Annotated in this window: 16 protein-coding genes; 7 read left to right on the top strand and 9 right to left on the bottom strand. The window is 49.2% G+C overall.

The genetic code is table 11. The features are described 5' to 3' along the window. The first annotated feature begins 44 nt into the window (after positions 1 to 44). From MEALZ_RS06950 to MEALZ_RS06975, 6 genes are all read left to right on the top strand, one after another. On the top strand, positions 45 to 1562 hold the full coding sequence (locus MEALZ_RS06950) for an XrtA system polysaccharide chain length determinant (protein WP_014147908.1): 1518 nt from the start codon (positions 45 to 47) through the stop codon (positions 1560 to 1562). Between the two features lie 316 nt (positions 1563 to 1878). Further along, a complete protein-coding gene (locus MEALZ_RS06955; RefSeq protein ID WP_014147909.1) occupies positions 1879 to 2784 on the top strand; it encodes an XrtA-associated tyrosine autokinase in 906 nt (301 codons plus the stop codon). Between the two features lie 6 nt (positions 2785 to 2790). Continuing rightward, entirely contained in the window at positions 2791 to 4311 is a 1521-nt protein-coding gene (locus tag MEALZ_RS06960) for a TIGR03016 family PEP-CTERM system-associated outer membrane protein (RefSeq protein WP_014147910.1), read from the top strand. Between the two features lie 50 nt (positions 4312 to 4361). After that, the gene (locus MEALZ_RS06965; RefSeq protein WP_223842354.1) at positions 4362 to 5192 is read left to right on the top strand and encodes an XrtA system polysaccharide deacetylase; all 831 of its coding nucleotides are present in this window, start codon (positions 4362 to 4364) and stop codon (positions 5190 to 5192) included. A gap of 30 nt (positions 5193 to 5222) precedes the next feature. Then, the gene (locus MEALZ_RS06970; RefSeq protein WP_014147912.1) at positions 5223 to 6242 is read left to right on the top strand and encodes a FemAB family XrtA/PEP-CTERM system-associated protein; all 1020 of its coding nucleotides are present in this window, start codon (positions 5223 to 5225) and stop codon (positions 6240 to 6242) included. A gap of 3 nt (positions 6243 to 6245) precedes the next feature. Next, the gene (locus MEALZ_RS06975; protein ID WP_014147913.1) at positions 6246 to 7439 is read left to right on the top strand and encodes a TIGR03087 family PEP-CTERM/XrtA system glycosyltransferase; all 1194 of its coding nucleotides are present in this window, start codon (positions 6246 to 6248) and stop codon (positions 7437 to 7439) included. Between the two features lie 882 nt (positions 7440 to 8321). Here the strand turns inward: MEALZ_RS06975 and MEALZ_RS06980 are convergent. The 9 genes from MEALZ_RS06980 to MEALZ_RS21680 all read right to left on the bottom strand — a co-directional run bounded on the left by MEALZ_RS06980 (position 8322) and on the right by MEALZ_RS21680 (position 20756). Next, positions 8322 to 9527: a DUF21 domain-containing protein gene (locus tag MEALZ_RS06980; protein ID WP_014147914.1), complete on the bottom strand. Its 1206-nt coding sequence runs from the start codon at positions 9525 to 9527 to the stop codon at positions 8322 to 8324. An 11-nt stretch (positions 9528 to 9538) separates the two neighbouring features. Continuing rightward, on the bottom strand, positions 9539 to 10861 hold the full coding sequence (locus MEALZ_RS06985; protein WP_014147915.1) for a ferredoxin reductase family protein: 1323 nt from the start codon (positions 10859 to 10861) through the stop codon (positions 9539 to 9541). A gap of 284 nt (positions 10862 to 11145) precedes the next feature. After that, complete coding sequence (locus MEALZ_RS06990; RefSeq protein WP_014147916.1) at positions 11146 to 12048, bottom strand: XdhC family protein; 903 nt, start codon at positions 12046 to 12048, stop codon at positions 11146 to 11148. Between the two features lie 55 nt (positions 12049 to 12103). Beyond that, on the bottom strand, positions 12104 to 12586 hold the full coding sequence (locus MEALZ_RS06995; RefSeq protein ID WP_014147917.1) for a hypothetical protein: 483 nt from the start codon (positions 12584 to 12586) through the stop codon (positions 12104 to 12106). 83 nt (positions 12587 to 12669) lie between these two features. Then, positions 12670 to 12999, bottom strand: coding sequence for a hypothetical protein (locus MEALZ_RS07000; protein WP_014147918.1), 330 nt, complete (start codon positions 12997 to 12999; stop codon positions 12670 to 12672). Beyond that, the gene (locus MEALZ_RS07005) at positions 12996 to 15251 is read right to left on the bottom strand and encodes a molybdopterin cofactor-binding domain-containing protein (RefSeq protein WP_014147919.1); all 2256 of its coding nucleotides are present in this window, start codon (positions 15249 to 15251) and stop codon (positions 12996 to 12998) included. Before MEALZ_RS07005 ends, MEALZ_RS07000 begins: the two co-directional genes overlap by 4 nt. Further along, on the bottom strand, positions 15241 to 16647 hold the full coding sequence (locus MEALZ_RS07010) for a 2Fe-2S iron-sulfur cluster-binding protein (RefSeq protein ID WP_014147920.1): 1407 nt from the start codon (positions 16645 to 16647) through the stop codon (positions 15241 to 15243). Before MEALZ_RS07010 ends, MEALZ_RS07005 begins: the two co-directional genes overlap by 11 nt. Next, positions 16644 to 18293: an adenine deaminase gene (gene ade, locus MEALZ_RS07015; RefSeq protein ID WP_046061427.1), complete on the bottom strand. Its 1650-nt coding sequence runs from the start codon at positions 18291 to 18293 to the stop codon at positions 16644 to 16646. The genes MEALZ_RS07010 and ade overlap by 4 nt, the downstream gene beginning before the upstream one ends. 33 nt (positions 18294 to 18326) lie before the next feature. Continuing rightward, positions 18327 to 20756, bottom strand: coding sequence for a mechanosensitive ion channel domain-containing protein (locus tag MEALZ_RS21680; protein ID WP_014147922.1), 2430 nt, complete (start codon positions 20754 to 20756; stop codon positions 18327 to 18329). A gap of 491 nt (positions 20757 to 21247) precedes the next feature. On the opposite strand from MEALZ_RS21680, the gene MEALZ_RS07030 reads away from it, so the two are divergent. Further along, positions 21248 to 21781 (top strand): septal ring lytic transglycosylase RlpA family protein, encoded by a 534-nt coding sequence (locus tag MEALZ_RS07030; RefSeq protein ID WP_223842355.1) that lies wholly within the window; start codon positions 21248 to 21250, stop codon positions 21779 to 21781. Positions 21782 to 21839 lie beyond the last annotated feature (58 nt).

Here is a 21839-nt window from a genome sequence, read left to right on the forward strand (position 1 = left end):
AAGCATGGTTTATGTGCGGATTTATTAAGAGGTAGTGTTTAGATATGCAAGAGCAATTTGCTGAAATTCTTTATTATATAAAGGCAACATTCCGATATAAGTGGTTTATTATTATTTCGGCATGGCTCATTTGTCTTCCCGCTTGGTGGTATATTCTGAACCTGCCCGATAAATACTCGTCTACGGCTCGCGTGCAGGTGGATACCAGAACCATGCTGCGGCCATTATTGAGCGGCTTAGCGATACAGTCTGATGTTAGAGGCATGGTCGCGATCATGAAACAGCTGATGTTTACACGATATCATTTGGAAAAAATAGCTAACCTAGCAGGCTTGGATACGAATCTAAACACCGAAAGTGAAAAGTTGGCCTTGATTAATAAGCTGAAAGAAAACATTAAAATAGATGGTGGAAAAAATGATATTTTTTCCATTAGCTATGAGACAACCGATCCGCTCGAAGCCAAACATGTCGTTCAATCCGTGCTTACGGTTTTTTCGGAACAGGCGCAAAAAACAGCTCTGGATGATGCCGATTCAACACAGCGTTTTATATTGGCACAAATTCAAGAATACGAACAACGACTTCGAAACGCTGAAAAAGCCAGGGAAAACTTTAAACGCGCGAATGTCGGGATGCTTCCTGGACAAAGCGGCGATCAGGTTGGTCAAATACAAGAATTGAATAGAACCATTGAAGAGGCAAAATTAGCGTTAAAAGAACTGGATTCGCGAAAACAAGTTTTAAAAGAACAATTGGCGGAAGCTCAAGAAAGTGCGGAAGATGAATGGGGTTTGTCGCTCAATACCAACAAAGCGGAAGATCCGAGATTAATGGCTCTGATTTCTCAGCGTGATGAATTGTTGCTGAAATACACCCGCAAGCATCCCAGCGTAAAGGTTATTAATGATCAAATTAGATCTATCCAGAAACGCAAATCGCAAGAAAAAGAGGTGCTCGAAACGGAGGGGTCGGCCGTGGCGCATTCCAATCCGTTTGTTCAATCCATCAAGGCATCCCTTAACGAAATCGATGCTCAGATGGCTTCGATTAAATCGAGAATAGAATCCTATGAACAAAAAATCGTTAAGCTCGATGATGAATTCAATCAACGATTGAACGTTGAAACGGAGATGCAGAATTTGAATAGGGACTATAGCGCGATTAAAAAAAATTACGATACCTTATTGCAAAGAAAGGAGCAGATGAACTTAACGGAAAAGGTTGATGCCGAGGGTACATCATTAAGGTTTAAAGTGGCCGATCCGCCTAATAAACCACTGTCTCCATCCGGGCCTAAAAGAGCCATTCTTTATTCCGCTGCTTTAGGGGGCGGGTTAGTTGTAGGTATCGCAATCGCTTTTTTAGCGGTATTGATAAAGCCGACTTTTATTGCATCCAATCAAATCAGAACGATGACGGGGATTCCTGTTTTAGGCAGTGTCTCTATTGTTAGAAATCGTGAGCAAACGAGAAAAATGAGGATGCAAATAGTTCAATATGCGATGGCTTGCGGATTGTTAGTGACTGCTTATGCCGGAATTATGGTTTTTAAAGTCTAGAATGCCGTAATGATATCTTTTGCTCATCAAGTTTGGGCATTGCGAATGAAGTGCGAGTTACATATCAAGGGCATTTTTAAAGTTTCGGCACGTAAAGATGTCTCATTTCGTCTTCTTTGTGTTTGATAGATTTGAAAGTTATTAAATAATATCCGGAAAAATCCGATAGTCATCAGAAATATCAATAATTTAAGATATATTCGTAAAATAATTCTGAATAGTCGTCGAAACAGAGTAATATTAATGAAAAAAGTATGATTATATCGAGCCCAGGACATCTGACAGGCCACGGAATGATGAAATTTTGGAGTAATTAATGAGTATTGAGAAAGCTTTAGAAAAAGCTAGCTTAGCCGAGAGTCTCGGTCCTGCGAAAAGATCCAACTCCATTGTTGATAATCAAACAGAATCGACGCACACCAATGATGCATTAGATGCTTTTTTCTTAACTGACGATAATAACGGAAATGCTAAAGCGCACTCTTTAGACGCCGGCGAAAAAAATATCGAACGGTTTAATTGGGAATTTCTACACGAGCATGGTTTTATCGACCCGTCAGTCGGTCACATGAAGATTGCCGAAGAATTTAGAAGCATTAAACGGCCCATCATGTCTAATGCACTGGGCGGGATTGAAAAAGGCATCGAGCGATCTAACCTTATTTTGGTAACCAGTAGCGTTCCGGGAGAAGGAAAGACCTTTTCCGCTATTAATTTAGCTATTAGCATTGCGGCCGAGCGCGATAAGCAAGTGTTGTTAATCGACGCGGATGTCGCAAAACCTTCGGTTTCCAGGGTGCTAGGTATCAAAAGAACACCCGGACTCATTGAATATTTGGAAGGTAACAAGATTGATTTTTCAGATATTATTTTGCAGACCGAAATCGCAGGCCTTCGTATCGTTCCGGCTGGAAAAGCGCATCAATTCTCTACCGAATTGCTCGCAAGTAACAAAATGATTAACCTTTCGAGAGAGTTGAGCGAGCGTTATGCGGATCGTATCGTGATTTTCGATTCGCCGCCTTTGTTAGCGGCTACTCAAGCGGAAGTTTTGTCCAGCATGGTCGGTCAGGTTATTTTGGTGATCGAAGCCGAAAAAACGGCTCAAAATATTGTAATAGAAGCGGTTAAGAAATTGGAGTCCTGCGATGTGGTTCTTGCTTTGTTGAACAAAACGCAAAGGAGCATGGATATGAACTACTACGGATACGGGCAGTATTGATTTTTTATGAAACACCTTAAATTAAGGCGGTTCATTGTCGCTTCGTTCAGCGGTTACTTGATATGGGGTTGTTCAGCTAATGCTTGGGCTTTAAACCTTCGGTTCAGGCCCAGTGTTTTTTTACAAGAAGTTTATTCGGATAATATTAGACTCGCACCGAAGGGCGAGGAAGAAAGCGCATGGGTAACCGCGATTACTCCCGGTTTTTTTGTTAACGGTCAATCGGGCCGTTATAACCTAAATCTGAATTACCGATTGCAAAGTATTTATAATGCCGGCGGCGATTCCGACATCGATTTGAATCACCAATTACAATTTAACAGCAACTACATCGTTTCGCCGGGGCGATTTTTTGTTCAGTCTCGTAGCTCCATCAGTCAGCAAAATATTTCCAACACGCGGATTGTCAGCGATAACTTTACCGGCGATAGAAGCAATACTTCAACGATTTCAACATTTGGGATCGCTCCGACATGGACTCCAAGGTTCGGAAGCTATGCTAACGGTATGGCACGAGCGAGTTACGATAGGGTAAGTTCCAGCGAAGGCCCCTTGTCCGATACCGATAGTTTTTCGCAAAATGTCATGCTGAATAGCGGCAGGTATTTTTCGAAAGTGGGTTGGCGTTTAAATTTCAATAATAGAATCAACCGAAACAGTAGCGGCGAAGAAATACGCTTTCAAGATTCCAATGCTTTACTTCGATACAATCTGAATAGAAAATTTAGCTTGATCGCGCAAGGCGGGTATGCAAACAACGACTTTCGGTCGACTACCGGATTCAGCCGAAACGGCTTTTATTATAATTTCGGCGGACAATGGAGACCAAGCCAACGATTCAGCGTATCGGCGGGCTATGGCAACAACTCTTATGTAACCGTTTTTATTTCGCCGTTCCAGCGCCTGCAATGGACGACGACTTATCGTAATAATGATGTCGGTACTAATACCGGCAATGTTTGGCAAACCAACCTGCGTTATTTTACGCCTCAATCAGTTGTTAATTTAACTTATAACGAGGATACCACCACAGTTCAGCAGGTGTTGTTCGAAGAACAAATCATTCCGTTTGAGGATGAGTTCGGTGAGCCTATCAATGACGCAGACGGTAATCCGATTCTTTTTAATATCGCTTTGCCGAATTTGATTGACGATGTTTTTGTCAGAAGAAGAGGGCAGCTCTCGTATTCTTACCGCACCGGTAAAAGCATTCTTAGTGCAAATGTTTTCACTGAAAGAAGAACGTTTCAAGAGAGTCAAGTCAAGGACGAAGTTTACGGTATCAGAGGTACTTGGATGTGGCGATTCATGCCCAGAACCAATACCTTTTTAAGTTCCGGTTACCAGGTGACCGACACCGATTTTTCAACGGACAACCGCTTCGACGTAGCTTTTCGAGTACAAAGAAGCATCTTGAGGCAATTGAACGGTAACATTGAATATCGTTATATCAATCAAAATTCAAACAGCAATATCAATAGTTTCGATGAGAATCGTATTACACTGAATTTGATGGCGTTTTTCTAAATTTAAGGGTAACTGGTCTTTCAATGGGGAATAATAAAATAACGAATGCGATGACCGTCGATGTAGAGGATTATTTTCAAGTCTCCGCGTTTGAGAAAACGATTGCCAAATCCGAATGGGAAACATTGCCGCAACGGGCGGATTACAATACGCATCGTTTCTTGGATTTATTCGAAAAACACAATATTAAAGCGACTTTTTTTACTCTCGGTTGGGTTGCCGAGCGGCATCCGTCATTGATACAAAGAATCGTCAAGGAAGGCCATGAGCTAGCCTGTCACGGTTATGATCATATTCGAGTCACCGAACTCGATCCCGAGCAATTTCGAAACGATGTCGTCAAAACCAAAAAAATGCTGGAAGATATCGGCGGCCGGGAGGTGATCGGTTACCGGGCGCCGAGTTATTCGATCGGCGCGAGTAATCCTTGGGCGCACAATATTCTCGCTGAAGTCGGATTCAGATATAGTTCCAGCGTCTATCCGGTCAAGCATGATTTATACGGTATGCCGGAAGCGCCGCGGTTTATGTACGAACCGATCGAGGGTAAAAATTTCAAGGAAATTCCGATTACCACGTTGCCATTAGCCGGTAAGAATTGGCCGTGCGGCGGCGGCGGTTTTTTCAGGTTCTACCCTTATTTTTTATCCAAATGGGCCTTCAACGTCATTAATCAAAAAGAACATCAGCCCGGAATTTTTTATTGCCATCCTTGGGAAATCGACCCCGAACAACCGAGACAGAAAAACGTGAGTTTCAAATCGAAATTCCGGCATTATTTGAATCTCGATAAAATGGAAGGGCGCATCGTCAATCTGCTCCACGATTTTTCTTGGGATACGATGTCAAACGTTTTTCTCAATATCGATAAAGGCCGATGAGCCGCTCTTATTCCTTTACTTCATCAAACAATGCTCAAATTACTGGACTCTGACAACTATAAAAAATGGGACGCCTTCGTAGAGCAGCAAGCGGACGCCACTTTTTTTCATCTATCCGGCTGGAAAGACGTCATAGAACGAGCCTTCGGTCATAAGACATATTTCTACTATATTGAAAAAAACGGTAAGGTCACAGGAATATTACCGTTGTCCCAAATTAAAAGTCCGCTGTTCGGGCATGCTTTGTGTTCGCTATCGTTTTGCGTTTACGGCGGTATAGTCGCCGAGGACGAAGAAAGTTATGCCATGCTCGATCAAGAAGCCTGTCGTTTGGCCGAGCAATTGAATGTCGATTATCTGGAAATGCGAAACCGGGTTCAAAAATCGCCGGATCGTCCCTACAAAGAACTCTATGTAACTTTTCGAAAGACGCTCGATCCGGACCCTGAAAAGAACATGCAGGCGATTCCGCGTAAACAACGTGCGATGATCCGTAAAGGTATCAATGCAGGTTTGGTGAGCGTTATCGATCAAGACCTCGAACGTTTTTATCAAGCGTATTCGGAAAGCGTCAGAAACCTCGGTACGCCGGTTTTTGCCAAAAAATATTTCCAAATTTTGCAGGATGTCTTTAAGGATCAATGCGAGATATTGACGGTCGAAAAGGACGGTCAGCTGATTGCCAGTGTCATGAGTTTTTATTTTAAGGATGAAATACTGCCTTATTACGGCGGCGGTACCGATCAAGCTAGAGCGGTGCAAGGTAACGATTTCATGTATTGGGAAGTAATGCGACGGGCCGTCGACAAAGGCGTAAAGATATTCGATTACGGCCGCAGTAAAATCGGTACCGGTTCCTACCGTTTTAAAAAGCATTGGGGCTTTGAGCCCGAGCCGTTATTTTACGAGTTTCATTTGGTCAAGGCTGAACGATTGCCCGATATCAATCCGCTGAATCCGAAATATCGTCTGTTTATCGCGGCCTGGAAACGTTTACCTTTGCCAATCAGCCAGATCGTCGGGCCTTGGCTATCGAAAGATTTGGGGTGATGTATGAGGGAAAATTTATTATTTTTGGTTCATCGTATTCCCTATCCGCCGAATAAAGGCGATAAAATCCGCTCGTTTCATTTTCTTAAGGCCTTATCGCAGCGGTATCAAATCTTTTTGGGTAGCTTCATTGATGATCCAAATGATTGGCAGTATGCCGACACGGTCAAAAATTACTGTCAAGAATCCTGCATCGAATCGTTAGATCCGTTGCAATCCAAAATCAAAAGCCTTACCGGGTTATTGACCTGCAAGGCCCTAAGTCTGCCTTATTACAAGAATCCTAAGCTCCAGCAATGGGTGAATGACGTCATCGAGCGCCATCAGATTCGCAAAGTGTTGATTTTTTCGTCGGTCATGGGGCAATATGTCCTTAATCGTGAAGATTTGACGCTGATCGCCGATTATGTCGACGTCGATTCGGATAAATGGCGGCAATATGCCGAGAAAAAAACTTGGCCGGAAAGCTGGATCTATCGGCGCGAGTCCGAACGCTTGCTCGAATTTGAGAAACAATTAATCTCTCAAGCCAAAGCCGGTTTTTTTGTTTCCGAACAAGAAGCTGGTTTATTTAAAACCTTGGCTCCGGAATTCGAGGATCGCATCGGTTCGGTCAATAACGGCGTCGATACCAATTATTTTTCGCCGGATCATGCATTCGACTCTCCGTATCGCCCTGAAAGCCAAGTATTAGCGTTTACCGGCGCGATGGATTATTGGGCCAATGTCGATGCGGTTAAATGGTTTGCCGAAAAGGTATTTCCGGCCATTCGGAAAAAACACCCCAATACCGAATTTTATATTGTCGGTTCCAAGCCGACCAAGGACGTGTTGTCGCTTGCCCAAATAGACGGTGTCGTCGTGACCGGTAGTGTAGACGATGTCCGCCCCTTTATCGCGCATGCCGATTTGGTCGTGACGCCTTTGCGTATTGCGCGAGGCATTCAAAATAAAGTGCTGGAAGCAATGGCCATGGCTAAACCCGTCATTGCGACATCGATGGCGATTGAAGGCATTCCGGTCAATGACAGTTTGAATGTCGCGATAATCGACGATGTACAGCCGTTCGCCGATCGAGTGTGTGAGGCGCTTGCCCAGGGTAAAGGAGGCAAGCGGTCGGAAAACAATCGGCGGTTCGTGCTGGAGAATTTCAGTTGGCAAACGTCGACCGACCGATTGCTCGAGTTGATCGGTTGATCCTATAAAATAGTTTTTGTCGACGAAGCATACGAAAATCACGAAATATTTTCAATTACGCCCCCCTTCAAGCTATAGGTATCTACATAAGTTCTCAGCTTTATAAAACAATTAGTTAAGTTAATTTTTCTGTAATCTAGGATAAAAAAGTAGACTAAAAACTTCAATTTTTAGTCCCTATCTTCATAAAAATCAGAAGAAGCTTTATAACAACATGATTTTAAAAGATAAAGATGTGTAGATACTTATGCCTTCAAGCCCAGGGCAAACGCATTATACTCAGCGTAGATCAAAATTCGGCACAGAGGTGTCCGTCAAAGGACGTCGTGAACCTAGCATCTAAATTTATCCAAGATAGTTAACCATAGCCAATGGGCTATGGAATTTAGGTGCTGGGTGAATACATCCCTGTAGGCTCTGGTTTAATCCAGTCCTCAGGCTCAAGCGGCCTCCCAATGAACTTGGTACAGCTTAAAGCTTAAAGTATTTCCTGGCTAAAAGTCATTTAAATTAATCATACAAGGCTCTATGCCAGACCCTCTCCTAGCGTTAGGTGAGGGGCCGCACACCCCAGTGCCTCCTCAGGCACTGCCGAAATTTGAAGTACGAAAGGTATAAAAAACTATGGAAAATTAAATAGTTAAGATATTCCTTTTTTCTAGTTAACTATAAGATCTAAATAAGGCTTTGTGTCGCTATCGCGACGCTTATGTGTAGTCGGTTCGCGGACCGTCAGCCGCGATACTGCTACGAAACCCATCCATGGGTTTTCGCCCTTGTTTTAAATGCAGTGGTCTGAATAATGACTTCAACTTTTATCACATACAGAGCCTTATAAAAGCTAGCAAACCACAGCAAACCAATTCTCTGCGCGAGTAATTTTTAAGTCTTCAACGGCGGGGCAGGTTGGGCGATTTTGCGCAATAAACGTCCGAGTAAATCCGAGCCGGTAATGATGCGGCGTTGATTATCTTCCCAAACCAAGATCAAATCCTCGTCGATGACGTCGTCGCCCGGTTTTTCAGAGCGAACGGTAAGGCGGTGCAGTACTTGGCCGAGCGGTTGGGTTGAATCGAACACGACTAGCGGATGGTGGCAGAGCGTTTGCGGATCGAATGGCGTAGCTCCGAATAAAGCTCTGCGTAAGAAGGTTGGTGCGCTCAGTATTCTACGAGGCTCGCCGCGGTCGTCGACCAGCACGACCCATTTTTTACCGGAGGCGGCAACTTTTTGTAAAAATGGGTCGTCGGCATTGCGTTGTAATGTTGGGAACACCGGACGGCCGTCACGAAACGGCAAGTTAATCACGCTGCGCGGGTCGAGCGGTTCGCCTTCCTGGCTGACCGGTATGTCATCGAGTTTCAGAAAATTGATCGCGCCGGTGGCTTCGATTTGGCTGATTTCGGTATCGATTTCTCGCGCGTGAAGCTCAAGCAATTGATGCACCTCATGTTCTCTCAACCAAGGAATGCCTTCTTGGCCGATCCAGGCATCAAGAAGTTTGCCCGATGGCCAAGCCAACGGCCACAGTAAGACTTGATAAAAGCGTAATAAAGGCGTCAGGAAACCCGCCACGCGTAGCGCATGACGCGAAAAATAAGCTTGAGGGACGATTTCGCCGAATAGTGTGATCACAACGGTCGAGAAGAAAAACGCCGATAAACCGAACAATACCGAATCGGCCAATAGGGTTAACAAGACATTGACCGAGACGTTACCCCACAAAATAGCGGTCAGGGTAAAGTTGGAATTCCGGCGTAACGCCAAAACCCGGCGGGCATTTCGGTCGCCTTTTTCGGCGGCGGTTTCGAGATGCAAACGGCTCAAGCTGAATATCGCCAGATTCAGTCCCGATAATGACGCCGATTGCGAAAGGCAAATGACGATGCCGGTCCAAATAAATAGCGGGCTTAACGGCCATGCGTCGGCGAATGCAATAGCGTCGAGCGTCTCTTGCCAACCGTATAAAACGACTTGCCATGCTTCGGGATCAAGAGCGTCGGTTCGTAAGCCCGCCAAGACAAATGTGATAATTGCCAGCAGGATGGCGGTCAGGGTCCCGGAATGGCGGGCTTTAATATGTAGCATCGGCGATTCCTTTAGACGAGGTTGAAACGTTCCGAATAAACCCGGTTGAGTGCGGCTCCCCGGGCGATCAAAATCGGTTCGACACTGTCCATCATCGGCGGCGGGCCGCACAGAAAATATTCGATCGACTCGTTATCATCGGGTAGATGACGGGCGAGTAAATCCTCATCGACGTAGCCGGTCTCGCCGCTCCAATCTTCCGGTGGATTTGTAATGACGTACACCAAGGTTAACGGCAATTGGGCGGCCATCTCATCTAACTCTTCTCGAAAGAGGATGGCTTCGGCATCCGAACAGGCATAAATCAGCCATAAAGGAGAATGAGCGCCCAGCTCGCGGTAGGTTCTCAACATGCTGATAATCGGCGTGATGCCGACGCCGCCGGCAATGAATACAGTAGCGCGCGAGCGAGTCGCATCGTGAAAGAATACGCCGTAAGGGCCTTCCAGCCAAGCGCGGGTGCCCGGTTTAACTTCACTTAGTCCGCTGGTGAAGTCGCCGAGCGCCTTGGCGGTAATCTCCAATCGTTCCGGATGGGCTGCGCTCGAGCAAATCGAAAAAGGGTGTTGTTGGAGCGAAAACGGTGAATCGCCTAGCGTCAACCAGGTAAATTGTCCGGGCCGAAATTTCATTCCAGCGTGGCCTTCGGCCTCGAACACCAAGGTCGTGGCTTGATCGGTTTCAGCTTTGGCTTCAATGACGCGCCACGGCTGCCGGAGCATTCTTAGGGGGCGCAGAAGGCGGGACTCGATAATCAATAGTAGCGACAATCCGATCAGGCACGCCAAGACCGCTTTTTTCCAATCCTGAGCGAAATAGTTGTTGACCAGCAGTGCGTGCCCGAGTCCGCCAACAATGATCAGCAGTGGCAAGATTCCGTGAATGAGGCGCCATAGCTCGTAGGGCAACCGGAATTTCGTTCGCCACAGAGAGCTTGTGACTAAGAATAGGGCGGCGACGACGACGAAACCTAAAGCCGCGGCGCGTAAAAAATTGACTCGAGGGTCGATATAAAGAAGCAGATAGCCCGGATCTGCGATGAACATCGCTGCCGGATGTGATAGCACTAATAAGAGGGCGAAGATGCCGAGTTGGCGATGGAATTGCAGGATATTGTCCATACCGGCGCCTTGAGCAAACCAGCGTTGGCGTCCTGAAATAACGGATTGCATTGCCAGAACGCCGAGCGCGAGAGCGCCGAGCAGTGCGCCGAATTCGGCCGCGAATGGACGTGCCGGCGGCGCTTGAAAGCCGATCGCTAGTATCATCGGAAGAAGCACTGTGCCCAAATAGACGACGATCCACGTCAGCGCTTGTCGGAAACCGTATTTCATTTGTGTGTCCTCATGGATAATCGACAAATAACGGCGTCAACCATCGGCTTTTATACCTTTTGCACTTCAAATTTCGGCATTAGCCTCAGGAGTTGTTGGAGCTTGTTCGGCTCGACGGCGCCTATCAGTCTAACGACCGCACTCTCTTGGTTTTGTGTACTTTAACAGTAATTCGGCAGTTTAACCATGAAGCACATGAACTTCATAAAGGACTTCAAGAAAATACCTAAATATTCTCGCTAATCTATTCGATGAGCGAAATTTTTATGCAAACCATCAGCAAGTCATTCGGGTTCGGAATTCGCACTATTGCTAATCTGTATCAACTCTGCCGCGATACTGACTGCGATCTCCTCGGGCGTATGGCTATGGATCGGCAAGCCGATGGGACCTCGAATGCGTTGAAGCTCATCGGCCGACAGTGTTTCGGCAAGCTTGGCTTTGAGTTGGGCGATTTTTTTGCGGCTGCCCAATACGCCCATATAGTCGACTTTTTTGCCGGCCAAGCACTCGGCTATTTTCTGGTCGGCATAATGACTATGCGTCATGATCAAGACATAGATCAGGCTGCCTTCCGGTATCGCGGTGCCGATTTCGCGGTACGGCAGAGTCAACTTTTGCCGAGCATACACATTGCGCGTTAGGGTGTCGAGATTTTCGCGTTCGTCGATCACGGTGATGTCGAAATCGAGCGTCGCCAGGATTCTCGACAAGGCCAGACCGACATGACCGCCGCCGATGATATAAGCCTGTTTGGACCAACCGACGGATTCCTTATACCACCAATCGTTGTCGCCCTGCCGGGTAAACCGGCACGACTCAGGCAAGGTCTGCGCGTCATCGAATGCGATACCGGCCGGCGACAGTGTCAACACGCCTTGCGGATTATCCGCCAAGCTTCGGAATAAGGCGGACTGATCTTGCCGGCAATTATACAGCAGAACGGTTTGTTCGCCGCCGCAGATCATGCCGGATGCTTCGCCGTCTCTTGTCGGATGATGCTGCAAGCGTCTCAGCCTCGGCTCTAAACCATCCTCTTGCAAGGCCGAACGGGCTTCTTTGAGCAAGGCGCTTTCAAGCGCACCGCCGCCGATCGTGCCGAAGCATTCGCCATGCGACGTCACCGCCATTTTCGCCCCTGGCTTGCCGGGCGAACTGCCATGACTTTCGACGACGATCATGAGCATGACGGACCGATACCGTGTTAGCCGGTTCGCAAGCCAGTGCCATAAAGATTCCGATTTAGCCAAAGAATGCCTCACTCATCGCGTAATAGACCGCCATCATAGCCGAAAAAATCGCGCTGCTGATGAAACGCCAGCGCAGCGGAATATGATTTTGAATCAGGTAATTGGCTGTTAGCGCCAGCGGCACGATGCGCAGAAATGAGGCCAAACCGATGTTCAGCAAGTGCCAGTGCAGTTCGGCAAAGCGGCCCGAAACACAATAGATCAATGCGATATGCCGCGCTATCCAGAGCGGATTGAAAAACGCCTGGGCCAGCAGGGCGCGTAGAATACGGTTGCGAAGATCGCTCCCTCCGAAACGACGCGCCAGCCAACTGAAATAGGCGGGAATTTCGATCGCATACAACGTCCCGCCGACCAGCATCATACCGAGCAATCGCGGCCATAGGAATTCGCCGGTCAAAAGCGCCGCCCCGCTATCGCCCGCAGCATAAATCAACGCGCCGGACACACCGTTACGCAACGTCAACAACGCCATTATCCTAAATCCGGTAGTTTAACCATGATGCACATGACGTTCATAAAGTCTTTCAACGGCTTGCTTTAAAATAGTGAATAACCTCACTGTGAAAGTTCGTAGATTGAGACTCTTTTATCTAATTTTTTGATATGCAAAAGCTCAGCAACGAAATTGCCGGTTCCGAAGAGGGTGCGGTTGCTCGATCGACAGGCGTCGGCGGCAGGGAAAGCCGCCGTCGAGCCTACAAGGACGTATTCACGGCGTCCTGTCGGGCGAGTGACCGCACCCTCATCTCCCCGAGAACTTTCATCAACCGGGGTGATTGCCAGGTCTTCATGAGCATTAGAAGAGCAAAAATGATTTGCATAGGCATAATAAGCCATTAAATGATCTTCGTATTCTTCATGGTGAAATGTTTTTTCTTGGATCATGACTCAGCATACAAGGCCAGCAACACTTTTTCCGGCGTCATCGGCGCGGTGAACTCCGGTTCAAAGGCCGGATTGAAAGCCTGTATCGCCTTGATCAGCGCGAAATACACGCCGATGCCGTACATGAACGGTGGCTCCCCGACCGCTTTCGAATGCAGAATCGCGGCCGGATTGTCCTTGGCCAAAAATTCGACGTTGATCTCCGGTGCGAAATGAATATCGGGAATCTTATAGGCGGTCAGCGTATCGTTCAGTAAACGGCCCTGGCTATCATGACGGATATCTTCGATCGTCATCCAGCCCAAGCCCTGCATCAGACCGCCCTCGACCTGGCCGAGATCGACCTCGGGCGCGAGACTCTTGCCGCCGTCATGCACGATAGCGACTTCATCGATGCGATAAATTCCGCGCAAGCAATCGACCGTCACTTCGACGGCGGCGCAGCCGTAAACATGATAGGCGAAAGGCCGGCCCTGTTCCTTGCTTCTGTCGAAATAGACGCCGGGCGTCGCATAATGCGCATGCGCCGACAACGCCGTCCGGGACAGATAGGCTTCGGAAATCAATTGATTCCAGCCGATTGCGGTCGGCTGGCCGTTGAAATATACGCGTTCTTGTTCGATGACGATTTTATCCGCTTCGGCCTCGATATCGAGCAGTCCGGCCGCGACTCGCTTCAAACCCTGCAGAATCTGCCGGCAAGCCAGTAAAGTCGCCTGACCGTTGAGATCGGCGCCGACGCTGGCCGCGGTCGGCGACATATTCGCGATGCGCGAGGTATTCGTGCTTTCGACTTTGACGCGCTCCCGATCTATCGAAAAGGTCGACGCGACGATGTTTCCGATTTTTTGCTTGACGCCTTGGCCCATTTCGACCGCGCCGCAACTGACGCCGACCGAACCATCGGCGTAAACATGCATCAGCGCGCCGGCTTGATTCAGAAAGGTTGCGGTAAACGAAATCCCGAAGCAGATCGGCATCAATGCCAAGGCTTTTTTCTCGAGTCGATGGCTCGCGTTGAAGTCGTTTATCGCCTGTTGCCGCCGAGACAACGCAAGATTTTCCTGCAAGCGCTCCCAACAGAGACCGGCTCGGCATTCTATCGCGGGCATGCCGTAAGGAAACGCTTGTCCTTCTTGCATTAAATTGAGGCGCTGAATTTCGGCTGCATCGATTTGCAATGCCGCCGCGGCTTTGAAAATCGCGGCTTCCAGCACGAACATCGCCTGCGGCCCGCCGAAGCCCCGGAATGCGGTATTCGGCGGCAGATTTGTGCGGCAACTGACCGCAGACGCGCGCACGTTCGGAATGAAATAACTATTGCAAGCATGAAACAGCGTGCGCTCCAAGATAGCCAGCGAAAGATCGGCGACCGCACCGGCATTCTGGTAAAAATTGACTTCATAAGCCAAGATTTTGCCGCTGCGGTCCAAGCCGATCTTGAAGTCGGCATCGTAAGGGTGACGCTTGCCGGTCCAACGCATGTCGTCGCTTCGGCTCAATCGTATTTTGACGGGCCGTTGCAGACGGCTGGCCGCCAATGCCGCGATTGCGGCCCAGGCCGTCGCCTGTTCTTCCTTGCCGCCGAAACCGCCGCCGAGACGCAGCACATCGACTTCGACCTGCGTCATCGTCAGTTTCAACACGCGCGCGATGACCCGCTGCACCATGCCCGGCGACTGCGTGGCCGATACGACTCTTAAACCGCCGTTTTCCAGCGGATAAACGAGCGCGGTTTGAGTTTCCAGGTAGACATGCTCTTGCGCGCCCGATTGCGTCTTGCCTTCAACGATCACATCGCATGTTTGCCAGGCTTGCTCGATATCGCCGAGCGAAAAAATGCGCGGCGGCGCGATGTGCAGGCCTTGCCGGTGCGCCTCTCGGGCATCGAATACGGCGGGCAGTTCTCGATAGTCGACTTTGATGCGGGCGGCCGCGTGCCGGGCTTCGTGTTCGGATTCGGCAACGACCAAGGCGATCGGCTGGCCTTGATATATCACGGTTTGTTCAGCCAACAGCACTTCTTCGGCCTCGACATTGCCGATGTTGTTGACGCCCGGTATATCGGCTGCGGTCATTATCGCGGCGACTCCCGAGCACGCCAAAGCCTCGCTGAAATCGATGCTTGCGATCAGGCCGTGAGCGATTGTCGACACGACAGGAAAGGCATGCAGCAAACCGGCCGGCGGCGCGATATCGTCGACGAAAGTCGAGCGCCCTTGGGCATGCAGTTCGAGATCATTAGCGTGCATGTAATTGCTCCCAGCGAATCGCTTCCGGAAATAGCTTCATGAAATGCGCGAAGATCAACTGTCTCAACAACAAACGTTTGTAATCGGCGGAACCGCGCAAGTCGGAAATCGGCGCGATTTCTTGCCGGGCGATATCGGCCGCGGCAGTTACGGTCTCCGGAGTTATCGGTCGGCCTTGCAAATAGTCGCAGGCCTTCTCGAAATAAAACGGCACCGGCGCGACACCTCCGGCCGATAAACAGGCGCTGACGATGCGTCCGTCGGTATGCTCGATGCCGAGCGCCGAATTTACGGCGGCGATATCGAGATGCCGACGCATGCCGACCTTCTCGTAACTGAAACTCTGTGCCGCGGCTCGATTAAAACGGATGGCCTGCAAGCGTTCGCCGCTTTGCAAATCGACTTGTTTATAGCCTTGAAAAAAATCTTTGAGAGAAACGGTGCGGCATGCGTCATGCGAAACCAGCAGCAGACTGGCATTCAAGGCCAGAAAAAACACCGCTAGATCGGCAATCGGCGAGGCATTGACCAGATTGCCGCCAACCGTCGCGCGCGTCCGAACCGGCGCCGAGCAAATCAATTCAAAGTCTTGCGTGACCGACGGAAACAATTGCCGAAACAACTTGGAGGTTTGAAGTTGTTCTATCGATGCCGCGGCATTTACGATGCAATCGTCAGCATCAAAACGAACACTGTCGGAGCTATCGGGCAAAAATGCCAATGGCCGGATGTGCAGCGAATGCGGTCTGGCCACCCATAAATCAGTGCCGCCGCCGACCAGTAACGCGTCCGGCGACGGCTCGACCGCATCGCGCGGCGAAAGGGCCGCGAGTTTCGCGGCAATCTCCGAAAAATAAGCCGGCAGAATTTGCCAGCGGACCAAATCGTCGATTCTGCATTCCGGCGGCGAGACGGACAGGTCGAATTGTCGGCAGAGCCGTGCTATCGCGCGTTTGATGCCGGCGTAACCGGTGCAGCGGCATAGATTACCGGCAAGCGCATCGATCGCGGCCTGTTCATCGGAAGTTTCGGCATTCAGAAAAAAGCCGGTCAAGGCCATTACCAGGCCGGGCGTGCAGAAGCCGCATTGAATCGCGCCGCAATCGACCAAGGCGCGTTGAACCGGATTCAATGATTCGGCGTTAAGGCCCTCCACCGTTACGACATGACAAGCGTCGATCGCGCCCAACGGTAACAAGCAGGCATTGACGGCCTGATAGCGTAAGCGGCCTCCGCGAATTTTTCCGAGCAACACTTGGCAGGCGCCGCAATCGCCTTCCCGGCAGACGTCCTTGGTGCCGGTTAGACCTTGGCGCTGACGAATCAAATCCAGCACGACCGTTGCCGGGTGAGCATGATCGCCGATCGCTATTCGATTCAAGATAAAACGAGTCATTGCGGAGTCACCGTCAGTGGCGTAAAGGAAAATGTCCGGCCGTCGAACAAACCCCGGTCGCTCAATTTCAATTCTGGAATGACCAGCAGAGCCATGAACGATAAGGTCATGAACGGCGCGCGCAGAGGCGAACCCAGTCGCTTGGCCAATGCGTCCAAATCGGCATAGCGCGCCGCGACGCTGTCGCCGTCGGCGTCACTCATCAAGCCGGCGATCGGCAGCGGCAGTAATTCGACACGCTCCCGGTCCGCTACGGCAATGCCGCCTCGCGCCGCGATTACCGCATTGACAGCTAGGCAAATGGCCTCGCTATCGGCGCCGACCGCGATGACGTTATGCGAATCGTGGGCTACGCTCGACGCCAATGCGCCTCGTTGCAATCCGAAGCCTTCGATGAAGGCCAGCGCCGGGCGGGCTGCTTCGTAACGATTGACAACGGTTAGTAATAACCGGTCGGATTCGATGTCGGGCACGATCTGTCCATGCACGATTTTAGGCGTGCGCAACACGGCTTGCGTGAACAATTCGCCGTCGAACGCTTTGATGACGCGGATTTGCTCGCCGCTCGCCGGCGCTTCGAGATCGGATGCGCTAATCGGTGCGGCGGCGAAGCGATTGACGGGGTTTGTTGCGTGATGCGTTAACAGGCTCTTGCCGTGCTCGGCAACTTTTTGGCCTCCAACCCAAGTGCCGAGTACGCTAAAGTCGGCCAGATTTTCGACCAGCACCGCATCCATGCGTTCGCCGACGCGCAGACGTCCGACCGGCAAATTATAATGATCGACCGGATTCCAACAGGCACAGCGCAAGACATCGAAAACGCTGTGACCGTGCGCGACGGCCCGGGCAACCAAGACATTGATATGACCTGCGACCAAGTCATCCGGGTGCTTGTCGTCGCTGCACAACATCACGCGCTCGGGAGCTTCGTCGATCAATGGATGCAATGCCTCGAAATTGCGCGCCGCCGAACCTTCCCGAATCAATATGTGCATCCCGACCGCGAGTTTTTCGCGGGCTTCATCGAGCGTGCTGCATTCATGATCGGTCGAAATGCCGGCTGCCGCATAGTGCTTGACGTCTTCGCCGCTCAGGCCAGGCGCATGACCGTCGATCGGGTAGCCGAAACGCTTGGCCAATGCCAATTTTGCCGTAATATCAGGATCATCATGCAAAACCCCGGGATAATTCATCACTTCAGATAGATAACCTGCCTGCCGGTTTTCGAACAACCAGGCCAATTGTTCGCTGTCGAGGCGCGCGCCGGCCGTTTCGAACGGCGTTGCCGGCACGCATGAGGGCGCTCCGAACAATATCGGCATCGGCGTCAATGCGGCGCTGTCGCACATGAAGCGAATCCCGTCCAGGCCGAGCACATTGGCAATTTCATGCGGGTCGGATACCGCAGCGACGGTACCGTGCCGGCACGCGATTCGGGCAAATTCGTCCGGCGTCAGCATCGAGCTTTCGATATGCACATGCGCATCGATAAAACCCGGCAATAGATAAGGTTTGTCCGGGTCTTCATCGCCCAATTCGATGATCGAGGCGATCGTTTCGTTATCCCAACCGATTTCGGACAAGACTATCCGCCGTTCGAGTATTTGAACAACATTCGCGATGATGCTTCCTTGATTTAGACTCACGTTCTTGGCCAATGGGTTTTCCTGGAGGCTTGATTAACCAATTTCAGATAATTTAGGCTCCGAAACTGTCTTATTATGTACATACAGCGACTGAGTCGGGTAGGCGAATTCAATGCCTTCCTGTTGGAACTGTTGGTAAATGTCCAGATTGATGGCTTGCTGCGCATCCATGTATACACCGTAGTCAGGGCTGAGCACATAATAGACGATTTCGAAATCGAGAGAGAACTCACCGTATTGAAAAAAATGAGCGCGATCGAAGCGAGTTTTATCTCGCTTCTCGACGATTGCTTTGAGCATTGCCGGAATGCCTTGCAGCTTTTCATAGGGCGTATCATAGACCACGCCAAGTTTGAATACCACGCGCCGCTCTTGCATGCGTTTGTAGTTGCGGATACGGGTGTCGAGCAGTTCGCCATTGGCGCAAATGATCTGCTCGCCGGTGAGGCTGCGCAACCGGGTGGTTTTGACGCCGATATGTTCTATGGTGCCGAAAAAGTCGCCGAAATTAACGAAATCTCCGATTACGAAGGGTTTGTCGAGCACGATAGACAGCGATGCGAATAAATCGCTGAGGATGCGTTGCAGCGCCAAAGCGACCGCGATACCGCCGATACCGAGTCCGGCAACCAATGCGGTGATATCGATACCGATGTTTTGCAGGATCAGTAGCAGAGCAACTGCCCATAACAATACCTGGCTAATGAAATTAAGGATTGCCAAAGCGCCCATGCTCGCGCCGTCGCGTTTGGTTTTGCGCGACAAAATACGGAAAATCCAGGCTCGTATAAAACCGCTCAGCCAAATCGCGATCTGTAACGCGATAACGACTTTTGTGATTTTAGCGATCGTTGCGTCTGTGGCGGGGTCAAGCGTTAGCGATAATGATGCGAAAAATACAGCGACGACCAGAAAGAAAATAAGATTGGCGCGTTTGACCGTGCTCAGAATTTCATTTGCTTGGGAGAAATGTTTGCGTTCGGCGGCATGCCTCAATCCGCGTATCAGAAACCAACGCAAAACGAATAATAAAATAAAGGTCACCGACGCGATGGCAAAGGCGTAAAACCAATCCAATAGCGAATTATGATTGATCTCCATGTTGATTAAACTTTTGATCCGATCGCGAAGGTTGTATTGCGAGGTTCTGGCATTAATATCTTCGATTAAGTATTGGTGAAGCCGGCGGCTTTCATCCATGGCACCGTTTAATTCGGTCAACGTGCCGATGATACTTTGTATGTGTTCGCTTTGACGGGATTCCCAAATGGGCTTGTCCGGTATCGTTTTGCTGCCGACTGCATTCAGTCGGCTTTGCCAGTCGCTGAGCCAAAGCTTGATGGTGGCTTGTTCTTGTTCGATTTGTGTAATGGCTGAGTTAGAATGCGATCGCCAATTCGGTAATTCCTGTTGTTCGACTGATTCATTGAATACGGCATGGCGCTTTTGCCATATCTCCTTTCTTTCCGAAATTAATTTTAGTTCGCGTTGCGCGGCATCGGTTTTCGATTTAAGTGCTTCTAGCTCCAGGCGGCGCGCTTCTGTTTCTTCAATGGCGTGTATATCTTCGAAAGAAGCCGCTTCCAGACGCTTCCTGGCTTGATCCAATAGGCTTTGTGCCTTTGATTGCTGATCGTTGAGTCGAGACAAATCGCGGTTCAGTTCGAATTGATGTTTGCGAATGCTCTCGTTTTTTTGGGTCAATTCCGAACTGTTGAAGCCGGCGTGTTGCTGTAAATAGTCGGTTTGACGACGTAATAGATCAAGATGGGTGTCGTAGACTGAAAACGTTTTTTCTTCGTTTTTCAGTTCCAGTTCGCGAAGCGTTTGTTGTTGTTCGGCGAGAGCATTTTCCAATTCCGCCGCTTTCAGCAGCAAGGGCTCGATTGCGCCATTTTGATTTTGTATTTGAGTCAGTTTGTCTTGTGTTTGTTTAAATGCCAGTTGCGTTTGCGCCAAGCCTTCTTTAGCGAAATCGACTTTGGCGCGAACTACTTTAACCCGGGCCGACTCTATGGCGAGTTGTTCTCGTGCGCGGTCCAAATCCAAAACTGAAAAAGGTTTTTCAGGCTCAGGCTCTTTCTCTAGTCGGGCAATTTCTTGTAAGTCGGCGGTTTTTTGTGCATCTAATTCCTGACTTCGATTGAGTTCGATGATTTGTGCCGTAAAGGTTGCCGCTGTTTGTTCCAGCAGTGCGAGTTGCTTTTGTAATAGTTCGGAATCTTGGTCCGATGCTTTTTGCAAACGCCGGTTGATTTCAGTTCTTTCATTTTCCAAGGCTTTACGACGTTCCGTAATGGCTTCGATGGTTTGGTCGAGCGTGGCGTATTCGGTGCTATTCTCGGGTTCCGTAGCTTGTTGTGCGTCTTGAGACCAGGCTACATTAAACGGTGCCATCAAGAAAAATAGCAATAGCCAGAGACTTGGATTTCGGGTCAGTGAAATTGCTTCGTTGATGTTCATGTTTATTCCTCGAATTTATTAGTAGGCCGTTTTCGTAGCGTACTCGGTCATAAGTCGTGTTTACCAAAATGTCGCGGCATTGCAATCATCCCGGTTGTCAGCAATCAAAGTGTGTAAATTGGTGAAGGTGGAAACTTCGATTAACCGAGTTGACGCCAATTTTTACTGGTATCTACGTCCCGGGTATTAGCGAGAGAGTATGATTAATTGGAAACTTAAATTTGATGGATGAGCGGCAGCTGCATTTGAAGTGTCGTGAAATCAATGAAAAATGATTATAAGCTCCCCTTTTGGAACTGGGAGTATCTAATATTTAAGACTTCACTGCAAATCGCGGCCGATCAGAATACCGGTGGTGGCAATTTCTTTTTTGGGGTTTTGGCGAAAATATCCTGGCGCTCGTATCAATTCGCCAGTTGTTCTTCAGCAGACGTTAAGTTTATTGAGCTATTTTAAGAATGTTTGTCAATATATTGAATTTTAAGTATCTTATGGCTTTTCAGTTGTTGCATAAAAAATCGTATCATTTGCTCGTTAGACGTAATTACGGGTTCGCTGTCGTTTTGGCGATTTCTGCTTTGATGTTATTCGGTTGTTCAGTCAAACAACCGGTGCCGGAAGATGGCTTCGATAGAGCAATCGAATTCAAGAGAGATGCGCCTTATAACAGGCCTTACCAAGTGAATGGCAAACGCTACTATCCCTTAGTCAATCCCAATGGATATAAAGAAAGAGGCATTGCTTCTTGGTATGGCGCCGAATCCGGAAATCGGACTGCGATGGGCGTCAAGTTTAATCCCGATGGCTTAAGCGCCGCGCATAAAACGCTTCCTTTACCTTCCAGAGTCAAAGTGACTAACTTGCAAAATGGCCGGTCGATTATTTTGGTCGTGAACGATCGCGGCCCCTTCGCCAAAAATCGTTTGATCGATCTATCGAAAGGCGCGGCTAAAGCGATAGGCGTTAAAGGACTTGTCGAAGTGGAAGTGGAGTATATCGGCGAGTATGCCGGTAGCAATAGATAGTCGATGCCGACGCGAAAGTATACCTTTCGCACTTCAAATTTCGGCAGTGTCTAAGGAG

Origin of the sequence: Methylotuvimicrobium alcaliphilum 20Z (assembly GCF_000968535.2) — a bacterium.
GTDB lineage: Bacteria > Pseudomonadota > Gammaproteobacteria > Methylococcales > Methylomonadaceae > Methylotuvimicrobium > Methylotuvimicrobium alcaliphilum.

Coding starts and splice junctions, on each gene's coding strand:
- MEALZ_RS06980 (WP_014147914.1), bottom strand. CDS start 9,527: ATGCTACATATTAAAGCCCGCCATTCCGGGACCCTGACCGCCATCCTG.
- MEALZ_RS07030 (WP_223842355.1), top strand. CDS start 21,248: ATGGCTTTTCAGTTGTTGCATAAAAAATCGTATCATTTGCTCGTTAGA.
- MEALZ_RS06975 (WP_014147913.1), top strand. CDS start 6,246: ATGAGGGAAAATTTATTATTTTTGGTTCATCGTATTCCCTATCCGCCG.
- MEALZ_RS06990 (WP_014147916.1), bottom strand. CDS start 12,048: ATGCTCATGATCGTCGTCGAAAGTCATGGCAGTTCGCCCGGCAAGCCA.
- MEALZ_RS06995 (WP_014147917.1), bottom strand. CDS start 12,586: ATGGCGTTGTTGACGTTGCGTAACGGTGTGTCCGGCGCGTTGATTTAT.
- MEALZ_RS07000 (WP_014147918.1), bottom strand. CDS start 12,999: ATGATCCAAGAAAAAACATTTCACCATGAAGAATACGAAGATCATTTA.
- MEALZ_RS06965 (WP_223842354.1), top strand. CDS start 4,362: ATGACCGTCGATGTAGAGGATTATTTTCAAGTCTCCGCGTTTGAGAAA.
- MEALZ_RS21680 (WP_014147922.1), bottom strand. CDS start 20,756: ATGAACATCAACGAAGCAATTTCACTGACCCGAAATCCAAGTCTCTGG.
- MEALZ_RS06950 (WP_014147908.1), top strand. CDS start 45: ATGCAAGAGCAATTTGCTGAAATTCTTTATTATATAAAGGCAACATTC.
- MEALZ_RS06985 (WP_014147915.1), bottom strand. CDS start 10,861: ATGAAATACGGTTTCCGACAAGCGCTGACGTGGATCGTCGTCTATTTG.
- MEALZ_RS06955 (WP_014147909.1), top strand. CDS start 1,879: ATGAGTATTGAGAAAGCTTTAGAAAAAGCTAGCTTAGCCGAGAGTCTC.
- MEALZ_RS06970 (WP_014147912.1), top strand. CDS start 5,223: ATGCTCAAATTACTGGACTCTGACAACTATAAAAAATGGGACGCCTTC.
- MEALZ_RS07005 (WP_014147919.1), bottom strand. CDS start 15,251: ATGCACGCTAATGATCTCGAACTGCATGCCCAAGGGCGCTCGACTTTC.
- MEALZ_RS06960 (WP_014147910.1), top strand. CDS start 2,791: ATGAAACACCTTAAATTAAGGCGGTTCATTGTCGCTTCGTTCAGCGGT.
- MEALZ_RS07010 (WP_014147920.1), bottom strand. CDS start 16,647: ATGACTCGTTTTATCTTGAATCGAATAGCGATCGGCGATCATGCTCAC.